Origin of the sequence: Xylophilus sp. (assembly GCA_009914555.1) — a bacterium.
GTDB lineage: Bacteria > Pseudomonadota > Gammaproteobacteria > Burkholderiales > Burkholderiaceae_C > WNDY01.
Map to the genome: position 1 here is coordinate 1 of WNDY01000084.1, position 13,099 is coordinate 13,099.

The window sequence follows — 13,099 nt, forward strand, 5'->3', positions numbered from 1 at the left end:
CGACATCCTTGCCCGTATCGCGGGCACGCCGATTACCAAGCTCGAGCAACTGCTTCCTTGGAATTGGACACCGCCGACCATCAACGCTCAGGCTGCCTGACCTGTGGCCTTCACCGGAGGCTTACGTACCACCAAGTACGGAGCTTGTTGGATTCATGGCAATGAGAATTGGTACACCAGGGTTTATTCCGGCCCGTTTGATTGAAGCTCGAAACGCGAGACGCGTTACGACAAAGTCAGCCCTTGCTAGACGTCTGGGTGTCAGCCCAACGTCTGTTTCCCGCTGGGAAGACGAGAACGCTGATCAGAGCCCTGACTACACACACGACGCTAATCCGCCTTGCAGCCGAGCTTGACGTTCGGCCTGAGTTTTTCCTTCGCCCGCCATTCGCAAGCGAGCGGTCGACTTTTCTGCGCTCGCTAGCGAGCACGCTTGTTCGGGACCTGAACTTGCAGAAAGCTCAAATGCATTGGCTTCAAGAGGTCAGCTACGTCTTAGGTCACTACGTCGATCTACCTGATGTTGATATCCCGGATGTGCTCTCGGGCAGTCGATACACCGACCTGCGCGATGACGACATTGAAAATATCGCGTTGCAGCTCCGCCGCCATTGGAACCTGGGCGAAGGTCCGTGCACTGACGTCGTAGCGTTGATGGAGCGCGTAGGAATCGTTGTCGCAACCATCCCTATGAATACGACGAAGCTCGACGGACTATGTAGTTGGTCTCCAGTCGATGACCGTCCACATGTGTTGCTCGCGACCGACAAGATGTCGTTTCCTCGCCGTCAGATGGATGCAGCCCACGAGCTGGCCCACGCAATCCTGCACAAAAATGTCTCGGAATCTGAGTTTGAAGAGAATCGTCGCATTATCGAACAGCAAGCTTTCCGGCTGGCAAGCGCTATACTTTTGCCATCAACAACCTACCCGCACGAAGTGAAGCACCCATCACTGGCCATGTTGACGAGGCTCAAAGAGCGCTGGAGAGTATCGATCAAGGCTCAGATTAAGCGACTGTCGGATCTCGAAATCATACTCGAGGACTATTCCCGCCAACTGTACAAACTCTACTCTGCCAAGGGCTGGGCCAAAGGCGAGCCGCTTGACCAACATTGGCCGATTACAACTCCAAAAGCGCTTCGGGACAGCTTAAACTTGATCGTTGAAAATGGTGTTCGAGGTAAAGCCGATCTGCTGGCCACGGAGTTCACCATTTCAGCGTCGGATATCGAGGCATTGTGCGGTCTGAACCAAGGGTGGTTCGAGAGAGGAGCTGCTGAAGTCGTCACCCTGAAGACAAATGGCGATAAATCGCCACGGACTCCAATCGGGTCAGGCGAGGTCGTTTTATTCCCATATGGGAAGCGCTGATTGCTTATTTGGCCGAAGACAACAATCGTCAGCAGTGCTCTTCTCGAAAATAAGGCCGGGACCAATCCGGCGACAGGGTAGTATTTTTGGTCCGCTTCGCCTCATCTCCGCTGAAAGCTAGGAAGCCCAGACCATCAAAGCGATCACGAGCCCAACTTGACCTCTTCAGCATACAGAGGTCTATCAAGATGTTTCCGTCGCAAGGCGATCAAACCTAATCGTCGAGGATTGGCACGGACCACACCGGTGTCGCAGATATCGCATATGAACCGGGTCTTCCAGGGCGGGCACTTCCCCGCGTTGCTTTAGGCCCCCGCCGGCTCCGCAATCGAATTATCGGTTTTAAGTATTTTTGCTTCGATCAAGGCTAATCGGTATACGCTGATAAATTGGTTCACAACGCCCCCGTCCTTGTTGGCTTGCTCACCTCCAACAACCAGCGCTAGCACCCAGAGCAGATCATGGAAGGTCTGCTCAAAAGTCTTCCGCAGGTCGGCGAGCGGTTCACCCATTACCAAGCTGCCCGCATCCGACGCATAGAGTAATTGGTTGCGGAAATCGGCGCGCGATATCAGGAACTCGCGAAGTGTCGCTTTTTGCTGGGCCTCCACCGTACCCGCCAGCTCACCGAGAAGTGCCTTCGGCATATCCTTCTGCGCTATGTCTTCCCTTGAAATATTGATAGCGAAAGGATTGGCGCGTATCAGTTCTTTGCCATTCGCGTCATAGAGCGCCAGCCTGATGCGCTTTCCTTCGATCACAAGCTTGGGCGTGTAATTCATTACCGACTCTAGCCCATCCATGGTCAATCCGTGCCGCAGAAAGCCGCTCAAAATAAAGCGGAACTGAAGGAGCGCAGGATAGAACGCAAGCTTCACCACGTGATTCTTAAATTTGCCGACGAAATCCATGTGCTCGGGGAAGCTGTCGGCATTTAGCTTTAGCCATTCAAAGACAGCAACAACCAGCTCTTCCTCGCCCGCAATCAGCCGGATCGCACCCATTTCTTCATCGATACCTTCGAGGTTTCCTGCGCGCACGTAATGTTCGAGGGCCCGCGCGACTCGGGTAAGGACCTTCCGCGGCGCGTTCTCAAAAATGAAGTCCATGATATCGTCACCGACCAAGGCGGCGAAAGGCTCAAGATCGACTTCCTCTTTCCGATCGTAGACAGGTTTCTTCATTTAGCTTTCAATCTCACGAACTTGATGGCCACGATTGCCGGTAGGTGCTTTGCACAAGATCAGTCTGCCTTTTCGGCAATGCGCAAAGAGGACCCGTCACAGTCCCGATGGTAAATGATCATGGTAATCAAGCCGGCCAGCATATTGAGATGGCGCTCTTCCATGTCGTCGAAATGAAACTGACCAAATTCCATGGCCGCATAGACCCGGCCGGCTGCTGCTGCAATAAGATCTTCCTGGCCGATGTCGCCGAATGCTCCCTGTTCCAGGATTGAATGATAGTCGGCGCCGTGCCATTGGGCGCCTTTTTTCTGGATGGGCCATTTGAGTTGGCTTAGCGTTCGCTCGGCGAGCGTATCCTCGTGATCGTGATATCGCTCAGGCCTTTCACAGGTAGCCAAAAGATCGATGACCGCGTTGAGATCGGCGGCAAAACTATCCGCTTCCGGTTCATACTGGCGTGTCTCCCCATTCCACGCGCATTCCCAACTTGTGGTAATGTGGCTTAGCGGTCGCAGCGTCATGCGATCGAGCAAATCGCTTTTGGCAAAAAAAGACCGGATTTGGTTAGGCTTAAACGCCGTGATTGTTTTATCCATTTCGCACCTGGATTGTCCGATACATGCGGGTTTGTCTGTTCAGCAAGAGCCTGAGGCAGGGACTGCCGAGAGCCGCTATTCATATGGCAGCTCTCCAAACAGCCCGATCATAAGATCGCCCTTCAATACCTTAAACGGCATTTCTACGTACTGGCTGGGATGCCTCGACTTTGCAGGACCGTCGCCGGGTGCGTTGCGCGTGTGTCCTTTCACGCGCTCTCCATTGTCCTTAATGAATGGGAGGATTACCAACCGGCCGTGATTTGCGGAAACGGATAGTCCCTTCGGCCCAGAGTGTCGTACCTTCACCAGATTTTACGGTGTCTGTCGATTTGACCTGCCATCCAACATTTCCATCCGGCTCGTACCAGAAGACTACTCCGTTACAGACGAGTGCCTTTTCTCCACGAGCCAGCGCTTCATCGAGCAGCCTACGAACACTCGAAAGTTGCAACAGCTGATTCGCGCGCGGAAGCAATATCGTTCGAATCTTCGCTTTCACTTCTCCCCAATGTTCCGTGGGATTGAGGTCAAAACCAGATGCAATCTTCGAACGCTCTATTAATGTAGCACCGCGTTTGTGCAGGCTGCCATCGGCCAGCAAATCCCAAATCCCGCTATAAGATTTGGCCATCGCGAGGCGCTCATGAAGTTCTCCAACCCGTACGCCGGTTACATAGGGAAACTCCGCCAATGCATCCGCGAGAGCGTCTCTCAATGGCTCGGCCCGCGCGGTTAACTTCAACTCAGCTGCACTTGGGGCCGGCACAGATGCCTTACGACGTCGCGCATCTGCAAGCATTAGCGCCTCCTCGGACTGCAATCTCTCCTTTGCCTGAAGTGATTTCGAGGCCTTAAGCTGAAGCGAGTGTCGGACTTCCTCATCGATGGGGCTCACCTTCAGGTCGGCCTCATACCTAGCGTTCAACTCAAGCCGAGCAGCGAGAGCAGTATCGGCATCTCTGTACCAGTCCATCTTGATGCCGCCTCCCGCACTCGGGATCTGGCGATCGCGCCATTTCGGGTTGCCCGTCTTACCAACCGCCAGTTCTTGCATGTGCCATATGCCGGTCAGTGGTTCGTAGCTCGGCCAGACGGCCAAGATTGTATCCAAATCCCTTTGCCTGTCACCCCAACTCATATTCCGTTGTCCTTTCGCGGTCAGCGTTGCGTGCGGTCCCCATTACAAATCACACTAGTGGCATATCCCCACCACGGCGAAAATCGATGCCCCTCTCACTTGTGCGGGCACCTGACGAACGCATCGACCTCGTCAGTCAAGAACATGTGCTTGATGAGCTGCTCGCTGGACTCAGCATGTGATCGAGGGAAGTTCGGCAGCTCCGCCTTCGCCCGGTGGACATCATCAAGATCCATGTGGCGTTCGCGCTCGTCCATATCCACCCTGATGACGTTTGGCTTCCCGACCAGGAGAAACGCTTGACCCAACGCGTTCTTAGATTGCGCACGGGCCGCTAGCCGAAACAACAACGGGACCTGCATCGACACACCCCAGTCGATCTTGCCTCCTGATAGATGGCGCTTGGCAAGTTCAACGGTTTCGTCACCGGTGCCGATGGACAGAATACGGACGTTTTCTCGAGGAACATCGTAGCAAGCGAGGACATCAACTAGCGCTTGCATGATCGGGTTATTTGCCCAAATCCCGCCATCAAGCATTTGATAGCCATGGTTCTCTACCGCAGCAAAGTATGATGGGGCTGCGGCCGTATGTTGTGCAATATCGACCAGCGCCTTATGGCGATCCATCTGATAGTCGGGATGATGCGGGGTTTTGTACAGGAAGGGCTCTCCGTACTCTCCTTCGAACGACGGGATAACGACTCGCGTTTTCGCATCGTCGAGGACCTCGTGCCCGAAAACCCTGAGCAGCTCGTCCTGCAACGACGAACGGTTATACTTCGATGTCCGCAGTGAGCGAAGCCACCTCCACAGTCCCGTAAGTGGCTTTGGCCTGGGAAAGATTTACTCGCCACGGTCAGTATAAACTTGCGAGATCTCTCTCGCTGTCTTCCCGGTTGCCAAGCCAAGCGCGATGATGCCGCCCGTCGAGGTGCCGGCGACCATGTCGAAATACTTGGCGATCGAGGCACCACCCAAAAACCTGCGCTCGATCTCCGCTAGATAGGCCGCGGGAAACAGGCCGCGAATTCCGCCGCCATCTATTGATAGGATCCGGAACAACCGGTCCTTGGGCCAAGGAAGCTTCGCACGGACATGCTTTATGGTGCCATCTGACCGACGGGGAGGAGTGTAGCTCACCGCGCCTCCTCCAGATCAAAGCTCATCCCGATTTCGCCTGTCACGTGGCGGCCACCCCCGTGCCACGCTCCGGTAAGAAGCCAGCCCTCGTAGCAGACCAAACCAATCAAGCGCCCAAGGAATAATCTTTTTTGAAATCGACATCCAGAGCCCGTCCACTCACGACCCCGCGGATCGAAAAGACAGAGGTAGGGATCGGTATCACGCTCGTACACATGCGGAAGGCTGCCTTCTGGATTCCCAGGCAGCCTCGTCAGCGACGGAGATACCACTCGAACCTTTGGCCCCATTATTACCCGTTCCATCGAATACTCGATTTCGATCTTGTAGCGATTTATCCCGGGCCATACCTCCCCACGCCAAATCACACGCTGGCGCCCTGGCTCGAACAAGACAGTACGGAACTTCGGCCAATCTAGCCGAAGTTCCGCGTTCTGTTCGCGGATAGACAAAGGAAGCAGGACGCTCATGGAGCGTCTCCGAAGAACGTCTGTGACGATGGTCTAATGATGGGTGACGTCTTTGCAACCGCAGGAGCGGCGAGCGCGGCAACGCCGGCAAAAACCGCACCAGCCGGGGTGTAAAGCTGCGTTGCGGACCGTATCGCCGAACCGTTGCTGGCAGCCATGCGATCGATGACGGATGTCACCACGCGCCCGCCGAACATTTCCCGAAGCCAATCAGGAATTTTGGTCAGATCCGCCTTGCCGGCGCGCAAGACCTCAAGACCCTGAACCAGTTCACGAAGGTCGTTTGCAAACAGGTTCTGCTGTTGAACGTTTTCAGGCCAACGATCCGTAAAGACGTCGTTATCATACTCTGGATTCGCTACGTGCAGCTTCCGACCTCGCGCGCTGGCATACGCGATATCAGCAATAATCGCGTTGCAAACGCCAACCAGTGCCTCTGTCAGAGTTTGACCAGGACGCGACGTTTTGGCCGCATAGTATGCAAGCATCACCGACGGCGGCAGTCGGCCGGTGCGACGCGGATCGTCATAGCGGATGTTACGGTAGCGCTTGACGAGCTGCAGAGCGAGCGTTGCCATGCTCTTGACGCCGAAATGCGTCTGGTCCGGAACGTCATCGACCTCGGCATCCGCGGCGAACCCTTTGGCATCCAGCCAGCGCTGCCGGAAGGCATCCCGTACGACCGTCTCGTTGGGAGTGTTGCGCTTGTACCATTCGACAAACGCGTAAGCGTTGGTCGGAACGCGACAGTCCTCTGCACCATGTTGCGGTCCCTTCGCGTGCATGATGTGGCTCTGTCGATCAGGAAAGCCGTAATCACGGACAACGGGACTGATATCCAAATGCATGTTGTCCGCATGGTGCAGTGTGACGCAGCGAGTCTGGCGCGTCACCTTAAGGCCGCGGTATCCTGTGAGCTCACGTTCCAGGGTGAGCAGAACGTCGAGCGGGGACAAGGACCGAAACCTGCCACCAACCTGCGTGATGATATCAATGTCGTATTCATCGTCAGTGCCGCGGGTCGAAATAGTGGCATCGATCGCCATGGAGCCCTGCGGGTAAAAATGCTCGATATCGCCAAAAAACGAAGCGGTGGCTTCGAGGTGTTTCCTGACCGCTTCGTAGCGGCCGACCGCAGTTGCATGAAGCGACGGCGGAAGCTGAATAGAAAACGCGATCTCCGCAAGAATGCGATCGAGCGGATCAAGGAACGGGTTGATACCAGTGGGAATATTCATGTTCATCGAAACACTCCATGCGTACGAGGCTCGCAGCCTCCCAGTTTCTAATCATTGACGTCCTCCTCGTCGATTGCGTGTGCGCGGGATAAGGTCGGTTGGTTGACCTCAGACCATCGCACGCATTAAGATTGGTATCAGATGGCAATCCGTCAAGAAATACGACGGATAAAATGCCAATAAGAATATTGAATGTGAGAATGCCTGTGGAAAACCCGGATGACGCACCCCAGAGATGGCCTCTTCGCAAGCGTCTGGAGTTCATTGACTTCCGACTTTTCTGGAACCGGCGTGTAAATAGGGCCGATATCCGTGACATGTTCGACATTTCCGTGCAGCAAGCTTCGTCGGACCTGGCCCACTACGAACGGCTCGCGCCGCAGAACATGGAATATGATCGCGGGCTTAAGACCTATGTGAGAACCCCAGCCTATAAGCCCGCGTTGATCGAGCTAAGCTCAGAAAGGTTCCTGCTTCAGCTTGTTGCGATCGATAACGGCTGGATGCAGCGGGATGAGACATGGTTCGATTTCGACAAAATTCCTCCGCTTGACGTCACGACGATCAAGCGAACACCGACGAGTTCACGTGTGCTTCTCGGCGTACTGGACGCGATTAGAGACAGGACCTTGATCACAATAGAGTATCGCTCGCTCACAGAAAGTGCCGATGCGCCCCGAACGATCGCGCCGCATGCGATCTTTTACAACTCGAGCCGTTGGTATGCTCGCGCGTACTCCGTCGAACATGAAGAATTCAGGGACTACAATTTAAACCGCATTGCCGATCTCCGCATGGCTGGGCCAGCTCAGGTTGAAGTTGAATTAGATTATGGTTGGTCACACACATTGGATCTAGAAATCGGTCCCAACCCAGATCTTCCCCGGATCCAGCAGGATGGTGTAGCTGTTGAATACGGCATGGCTGACAACAAGCTGGTTTGCCCAACTAGGCTCAGCATGGCCTTCTATCTTATGTCTGAGCACAATCTCGACGTTGAGCCGGGTAAGCTCCATCCATCAAAACAGCAGCTTGTCCTTCTAAATCGCGAGGTCGTGGACCAGACAGTGAAGGCAACTCGCCTTCTATCAAAGCAGGCAATCAAGCGAGCCCTCGCAAGGCTGGGCGGTCGTGATGACCATTGAGGCCATCTTTCTCTATGGAAGCTGGGCAAGAGGCGATCAAGGAGAGAAATCGGATCACGACTTACTAATGGTGACCGACGAGACGCGCAGCTATCACGTCACCGATGGACATCATTCAATGACCTATTATCCGCTTTCCTTGCTGAAGGACAAAGCGATACACGGTGACCTTTTTGTCTATCATATTGTATTGGAGGCAAAGAGCGTCTTCGATCCAAACCACGTACTCGAAGTTCTTCGTGGACTCTTCAGGCCCAAGCTATCCTACCAGCCAGAGGTTCGGCACGGAGGCGATTTAGCCTGGTATCTTGTGCATCACCATCAATCTATTTCGCCGACTCTCGTCGCCAAACGTATCGCTTGGTCAGTTCGAACGGTCCTCATAGCTCAGTCAGCAATGCAAGGGCGCCCGCTCTTCGCCGCGGATAAGCTTGCTTCCATGTCTGCGTTCGAGGGCACGAGTCAGTTGGTGGCTGCAAGACACGGCAACGCTTCGCCTGGGACGATCGCTGTTCTACGATCTTTCCTTGAGTTCGAGGAGCTGCCAGATCCATTGGGCGCAGATGCGTCCGAATCCGCATGGAGAAGGCACTTTTCCTCAACTTCAAACCAAGTCGGCACCCAACTCTTGAAGCAACTTAGCGAACAAAGCATAGCGACACCGTATGGCTAGGTCTGCTGAATGGGTTCGGTTCTTTGACCGGACAATTTTACTCACAATACCCCCCACGCCCGAAACCTCCCCCTTCCCGTCATCTCTCTGAGCCCCAGCTCCACAACGATCCGCCGTGCGGCCTGCTGCGTGACCCCGAGCGTCTCCGCTACCATCCCCGACGACACCAATGGCTTAGCCATCACCAGCTCGACCAACTCCGGCAGTTTCGAAGACGTTCGTCTCCCCGACACCTTCCGCTCCATCATGGTCCGCGCCAGCGCCAGCCGGTCGTGCTCCTTCAGGCCGATTTCGGCGGTGGCCAGAAAACCCTGGGCGATCGCCAGCAGCCTTGTGTCGCGGTAACGATGCCGGCGCCGATCGACCGGGATGGTTTTCAGGCCAACATTGAGGGCCACCAAGTGGCCGCCGGTTGAGATGCCAGCCTGGCGCAGCAGCGCCGCGGCCAACAGCCGGCCGAGCCATGGCGCGTGCTGCGACACGGACAACTCGTCCCATGAATCGAGGGCGACGATCGCCGCCAGCACCGGCGGCAGCTCCTGTGCCTGCCGCACGACGTCGCGCCATTCCTCGAGCCGCTGATCCTCGTCCCAGTCGAGATCGTAGACCAGCGCCTTTTTATCGGCGTCGCGACCGCTCGCGCCGACACGGCCGGGGCGCTTTGCTTCCTCAATCGCTGCACTCGAGCGCGCGATGATCGCGTCGATCTCGGCGAAGACACTCATGTCCGGATCGGACTCGTTGGCGCCGCCTCGTTGCTCGCGCTCTCCCTCCCCTCCCCTCCCCTCCCCTCCCCCCGGTGGTTCGCCATCAATTTCATCAGCCACACCCTCATTGTCTCGGGATAATGGTCCAAGCGCAGGTTCAGCCTGCGCTCGGCGGAGAGTGCGCAGGCCGTCGGGGCTGAGCGCCCAGGCCGGCGGCTGGGTCGTGATGCGTCGACGGTTGCGCAGCACGTCGCGGGCGATGGTCAGTTCGTGGGTCGGGGCGCGGACGTCGGCGCCGGCGTCGTGGAGGACGAGGTCCTCGAGATGCACGAGTTCGCCGTCGAGCCACAGCGAGGCGCAGGCGTCGGCAAAATTCTGGCGTTCGAGGAGGCCGGGGCCGACGGCTGAGCGGGCGATGCGCTCGTCGAGGCGGCACAGGGCGGCTGTCGCTTCGGTGACAGGCTGCAGCAGGCTCTGGATGGGCAGTTTGGCTAGATCGTAACGCATTGAATTCATGGTAAATCATTCGTTAAACGAATGCTATATGATAATTACAGTTCGTCACTGCGTATGATTACTAGATGCATTTTCAAGTATCGATACTTGAAATTAACACACGCTTATTATTTCCGCATGGATGTGATCGCCCTACGCCGAGGGGGGCGAACCCCCATCCTGGCCAACAAACCGCGACAAGCTTAGGTCGCATCGAGTGGCGGATCGAGCTGCGCACTCATCTCTTCAAGCAAATTACGAGGACGTCGGCTGCAAAGAATGTTTACAGCAACATTTAGTGCGCGACGACCTTCGACGCTATCTATCTCGACCCTACGGATTTCGCACCACTGATTGACGCAGTCCATGACCAAGTCAATCTGGTCGTCTTCCAATGAAATAAGGGATTGCAGCATGTCCATGCTCCTCCCGTTAGACGGCAAGAGCACATGTTATCTCCCAAGCGACCCCGCCAAGGATATTCCCTGAAGCCGATAGAATATCGTACGCTTTCGGGTTAAGAAAAGATATGCCTGACTTATGAAACTTTCGCGCGTTGCGCGTCGTCCCAGCCCATCAGTCGGCAGTGGTCCTCACCAGCCTGATAGGCTGCATTCCGGGTGGTGAAAGAACCATGGAAGGTAAGTTTTTCTCGGAAGATGACGACGGCCATTTTACTGACGGTATCGAAAACGATCTGCATGCGATCTTCATAGGTCATTCCGCACACTCACTACACTGGGGTGCGGTCAAAACCTTTAGGCACGAGATTGGTTCCATAAATAAATCCCGATATGAACCGCAGGAGCTAGAGCGCGTTAACGTTTCGTCAAGTGCGCCACATCCGAGGACGGAAAGTTAGGGTCGAAAACTCGCAGAGCCACAAACAAGATGGGCATAATTAAGAAAAGGCCCGGCATCGCCGCCGGGCCTCTAACAAAGTAAGCAGGTCGCATTAGTCGCGGTGCTCAGGCAATTCCTTGAGCTGGTTCTTGGTCCAGGTTGTGACGGCATGCACATCGCCGTCCTCATCGCGCATCCATTCCAAGTCGCTGACGTTCACGGCAACCGGCTTTGCACCAATGCCAAGAAAGCCTCCGACGTCGATGATCGCCTTGGCCGTCGGTCCCATACCGTGGAGATGATCAAGCTTGCCGACCTTCTCGTCGTCGGTGCCGTAAATGGTAGCGCCTTCAAGAATGGCTGGAGTGAGTTCCGTCGTGGAGAGACGTACGTGATTGGTATGATCCATTGTCAAATCCTCCTGTTGACTGATGAGGCAACCCCAAGATCAGCAGGTTGTTCCAAACTGCTAGAATCCTCAGTCTTTATCGGCACCCGGCCAATCGTTGGAAGGCTCAGGATCGCGAACTGCAGGATCATCAGCCGGGTCGGAATCTCGATCGCCATCGCGGCGAATTGTTTCCACGGTAGCAATGAGCGCATCCAAAACATGCTCCGGTCTCGCTCCCTTGACGACGTACCTGTCTATGAAATCCTCCACATCAAAGCGGAAGTCCTTTTTCCAATCCTGGTCCGGCATGCTCGCTCTCCGATTGCTTGATACCCACGGGTCAGCGAACGATCGCCAGATTGGCCTCACGTCGTGACGGAAGCGCGGCCTTGCAAAGAGCGTCGAGGAGGCGCCTGTCGCTGAACGGCTTGCTGACGACATCTACCGCTCCGTCGATGCCCGACCCAACTTTCGCCGGGCTTCCGGTCACGTAGATGACCTTCATATTATTTTGGTCGATAAGACGACGGCCAAGTGCGGCCCCGCTCTGCCCGTCCGCCAGTCCGAGATCGACAAGGGCCGCGTCTGCCTTCATCGCATACGCAAGCGCCCGTTCCGAGGTTGCGAACGTACCAACGAGCTCGTGGCCTGCATCTTCGACGATGCGCTCGAGTTCGAGAGCGATAAGAGCATCGTCTTCGACAATCATGATTTTCATTGTATCCTCCATATGGAGGACTTAGCGCCGCCGGGAATTCCGTCGACGGCTTGCGTTCGAGAAAGCATTGAAAGTTCTGGGTTTCGACCAATCGAAGAAGATTGTTGCCTGAACGATATCGAAAAGGAAATGCGGGGCGGTTTGGCTCATGCCGGCCTGCTCAAAGCAGAAGCGTTCCGACCTGCATGCTGCGGCTGTGCAAGCTGCATTGCATCAAGCGAGCGGCCGGACAGATGGGGCGATCGATTGGCGTTTCGTTGCCCGCAGCGAGAAACCGGAAAAGTTGCCGCATTCACCATCCCTGTCGCGTGCGGTTGACACGACCACACGCTCACAGGAGCCAATGACTGTAGGTCTGCACGGTTCTGACCAATTCACGCAAGTGATGCTGCTTAGCAGGCTGTTGAAAAAGGCCTGGCGTGAAGACTTTGGTCGTGATTCATTGGCTTTGTGGAGATTCGGAGTTGATGGATGCGCGGCGGCGATGTGAGGACAGGTCAACTCTTCAGTTATGTCGATCTGGAGGATCGTGTTCGTCGTGATCATCCGCTGCGGGCAATCCGGCAGATCGTGAACGACGCGCTCGTTTTGCTGGAACGGGAGTTCGCAGCGCTCTATTCGCCGATCGGGCGGCCATCGATCGCGCCTGAAAAGCTTCTGCGCGCCATGCTTCTGCAAGCCTTCTATTCAATCCGCTCTGAGCGACTTTTGATGGAGCGGTTGGAATACGACCTTCTATTCCGCTGGTTCGTCGACATTGGCATTGACGATCCAGCTTGGGACCATTCGGTGTTTTCGAAGAACCGCGACCGGCTGCTGGAAGGCGACATCGCCGCGAAGTTCCTGGGTGCGATCCTTTCGCAGCCCAAGGTAAAGCGGCTGCTGTCAACGGACCACTTCTCTGTCGATGGCACGCTGATCGAAGCCTGGGCGTCGATCAAGAGCTTCAAGCCGAAGAACGGCTCGGGCGAATCACCAT

The 13,099-nt window shown here is 55.6% G+C and carries 16 protein-coding genes and 1 pseudogene; 5 read left to right on the forward strand and 12 right to left on the reverse strand.

Annotation, left to right across the window (positions count from 1 at the left end; translation table 11 throughout):
• Positions 1 to 465 precede the first annotated feature (465 nt).
• The gene (locus GAK38_RS21785; protein ID WP_325347019.1) at positions 466 to 1,374 is read left to right on the forward strand and encodes an ImmA/IrrE family metallo-endopeptidase; all 909 of its coding nucleotides are present in this window, start codon (positions 466 to 468) and stop codon (positions 1,372 to 1,374) included.
• 305 nt (positions 1,375 to 1,679) lie between these two features.
• Here the strand turns inward: GAK38_RS21785 and GAK38_RS21790 are convergent, their stop codons facing one another.
• The 6 genes and pseudogenes from GAK38_RS21790 to GAK38_RS21815 form a co-directional block, all read right to left on the reverse strand.
• Positions 1,680 to 2,558, reverse strand: coding sequence for a hypothetical protein (locus GAK38_RS21790; protein WP_325347020.1), 879 nt, complete (start codon positions 2,556 to 2,558; stop codon positions 1,680 to 1,682).
• 59 nt (positions 2,559 to 2,617) lie between these two features.
• On the reverse strand, positions 2,618 to 3,157 hold the full coding sequence (locus GAK38_RS21795; RefSeq protein ID WP_325347021.1) for a hypothetical protein: 540 nt from the start codon (positions 3,155 to 3,157) through the stop codon (positions 2,618 to 2,620).
• 229 nt (positions 3,158 to 3,386) lie between these two features.
• Positions 3,387 to 4,259 carry a hypothetical protein gene (locus GAK38_RS21800; RefSeq protein ID WP_325347022.1) on the reverse strand — a complete coding sequence of 291 codons (873 nt, stop codon included), beginning with the start codon at positions 4,257 to 4,259 and terminating at the stop codon, positions 3,387 to 3,389.
• 134 nt (positions 4,260 to 4,393) lie between these two features.
• Positions 4,394 to 5,440: pseudogene (locus tag GAK38_RS21805) on the reverse strand (CBASS cGAMP-activated phospholipase).
• Positions 5,437 to 5,910, reverse strand: a complete 474-nt coding sequence (locus tag GAK38_RS21810) for a hypothetical protein (RefSeq protein ID WP_325347023.1) — start codon at positions 5,908 to 5,910, stop codon at positions 5,437 to 5,439. Before GAK38_RS21810 ends, GAK38_RS21805 begins: the two are co-directional and overlap by 4 nt.
• Positions 5,907 to 7,154, reverse strand: coding sequence for an SMODS domain-containing nucleotidyltransferase (locus GAK38_RS21815; protein ID WP_325347024.1), 1,248 nt, complete (start codon positions 7,152 to 7,154; stop codon positions 5,907 to 5,909). Before GAK38_RS21815 ends, GAK38_RS21810 begins: the two co-directional genes overlap by 4 nt.
• Positions 7,155 to 7,465: 311 nt before the next feature.
• On the opposite strand from GAK38_RS21815, the gene GAK38_RS21820 reads away from it, so the two are divergent.
• Both GAK38_RS21820 and GAK38_RS21825 read left to right on the forward strand, forming a co-directional pair.
• Positions 7,466 to 8,293: a WYL domain-containing protein gene (locus tag GAK38_RS21820; protein ID WP_325347025.1), complete on the forward strand. Its 828-nt coding sequence runs from the start codon at positions 7,466 to 7,468 to the stop codon at positions 8,291 to 8,293.
• Positions 8,283 to 8,966: a nucleotidyltransferase domain-containing protein gene (locus GAK38_RS21825; protein ID WP_325347033.1), complete on the forward strand. Its 684-nt coding sequence runs from the start codon at positions 8,283 to 8,285 to the stop codon at positions 8,964 to 8,966. Before GAK38_RS21820 ends, GAK38_RS21825 begins: the two co-directional genes overlap by 11 nt.
• Positions 8,967 to 9,007: 41 nt before the next feature.
• Here the strand turns inward: GAK38_RS21825 and GAK38_RS21830 are convergent, their stop codons facing one another.
• From GAK38_RS21830 to GAK38_RS21855, 6 genes are all read right to left on the reverse strand, one after another.
• Positions 9,008 to 10,189, reverse strand: coding sequence for an RHE_PE00001 family protein (locus GAK38_RS21830; RefSeq protein ID WP_325347026.1), 1,182 nt, complete (start codon positions 10,187 to 10,189; stop codon positions 9,008 to 9,010).
• Between the two features lie 182 nt (positions 10,190 to 10,371).
• Complete coding sequence (locus tag GAK38_RS21835; RefSeq protein WP_325347027.1) at positions 10,372 to 10,584, reverse strand: hypothetical protein; 213 nt, start codon at positions 10,582 to 10,584, stop codon at positions 10,372 to 10,374.
• Positions 10,585 to 10,706: 122 nt separating this feature from the next.
• A complete protein-coding gene (locus tag GAK38_RS21840) occupies positions 10,707 to 10,889 on the reverse strand; it encodes a hypothetical protein (protein ID WP_325347028.1) in 183 nt (60 codons plus the stop codon).
• 234 nt (positions 10,890 to 11,123) lie between these two features.
• Positions 11,124 to 11,420, reverse strand: coding sequence for a hypothetical protein (locus tag GAK38_RS21845; protein WP_325347029.1), 297 nt, complete (start codon positions 11,418 to 11,420; stop codon positions 11,124 to 11,126).
• A gap of 69 nt (positions 11,421 to 11,489) precedes the next feature.
• A complete protein-coding gene (locus tag GAK38_RS21850; protein WP_325347030.1) occupies positions 11,490 to 11,711 on the reverse strand; it encodes a hypothetical protein in 222 nt (73 codons plus the stop codon).
• Between the two features lie 31 nt (positions 11,712 to 11,742).
• Complete coding sequence (locus GAK38_RS21855) at positions 11,743 to 12,120, reverse strand: response regulator (RefSeq protein WP_325347031.1); 378 nt, start codon at positions 12,118 to 12,120, stop codon at positions 11,743 to 11,745.
• A gap of 148 nt (positions 12,121 to 12,268) precedes the next feature.
• Here GAK38_RS21855 and GAK38_RS21860 point away from each other — a divergent pair, with 148 nt between their 5' ends.
• Complete coding sequence (locus tag GAK38_RS21860) at positions 12,269 to 12,610, forward strand: hypothetical protein (RefSeq protein WP_325347032.1); 342 nt, start codon at positions 12,269 to 12,271, stop codon at positions 12,608 to 12,610.
• Positions 12,592 to 13,099 (forward strand): transposase (locus GAK38_RS21865; RefSeq protein WP_325346951.1); only part of this gene is annotated, 508 nt, incomplete at its 3' end. The genes GAK38_RS21860 and GAK38_RS21865, both read left to right, overlap by 19 nt.

Coding starts and splice junctions, on each gene's coding strand:
- GAK38_RS21785 (WP_325347019.1), top strand. CDS start 466: ATGCATTGGCTTCAAGAGGTCAGCTACGTCTTAGGTCACTACGTCGAT.
- GAK38_RS21790 (WP_325347020.1), bottom strand. CDS start 2,558: ATGAAGAAACCTGTCTACGATCGGAAAGAGGAAGTCGATCTTGAGCCT.
- GAK38_RS21795 (WP_325347021.1), bottom strand. CDS start 3,157: ATGGATAAAACAATCACGGCGTTTAAGCCTAACCAAATCCGGTCTTTT.
- GAK38_RS21810 (WP_325347023.1), bottom strand. CDS start 5,910: ATGAGCGTCCTGCTTCCTTTGTCTATCCGCGAACAGAACGCGGAACTT.
- GAK38_RS21815 (WP_325347024.1), bottom strand. CDS start 7,154: ATGAACATGAATATTCCCACTGGTATCAACCCGTTCCTTGATCCGCTC.
- GAK38_RS21820 (WP_325347025.1), top strand. CDS start 7,466: ATGTTCGACATTTCCGTGCAGCAAGCTTCGTCGGACCTGGCCCACTAC.
- GAK38_RS21825 (WP_325347033.1), top strand. CDS start 8,283: ATGACCATTGAGGCCATCTTTCTCTATGGAAGCTGGGCAAGAGGCGAT.
- GAK38_RS21830 (WP_325347026.1), bottom strand. CDS start 10,189: ATGAATTCAATGCGTTACGATCTAGCCAAACTGCCCATCCAGAGCCTG.
- GAK38_RS21835 (WP_325347027.1), bottom strand. CDS start 10,584: ATGCTGCAATCCCTTATTTCATTGGAAGACGACCAGATTGACTTGGTC.
- GAK38_RS21840 (WP_325347028.1), bottom strand. CDS start 10,889: ATGACCTATGAAGATCGCATGCAGATCGTTTTCGATACCGTCAGTAAA.
- GAK38_RS21845 (WP_325347029.1), bottom strand. CDS start 11,420: ATGGATCATACCAATCACGTACGTCTCTCCACGACGGAACTCACTCCA.
- GAK38_RS21850 (WP_325347030.1), bottom strand. CDS start 11,711: ATGCCGGACCAGGATTGGAAAAAGGACTTCCGCTTTGATGTGGAGGAT.
- GAK38_RS21855 (WP_325347031.1), bottom strand. CDS start 12,120: ATGAAAATCATGATTGTCGAAGACGATGCTCTTATCGCTCTCGAACTC.
- GAK38_RS21860 (WP_325347032.1), top strand. CDS start 12,269: ATGCCGGCCTGCTCAAAGCAGAAGCGTTCCGACCTGCATGCTGCGGCT.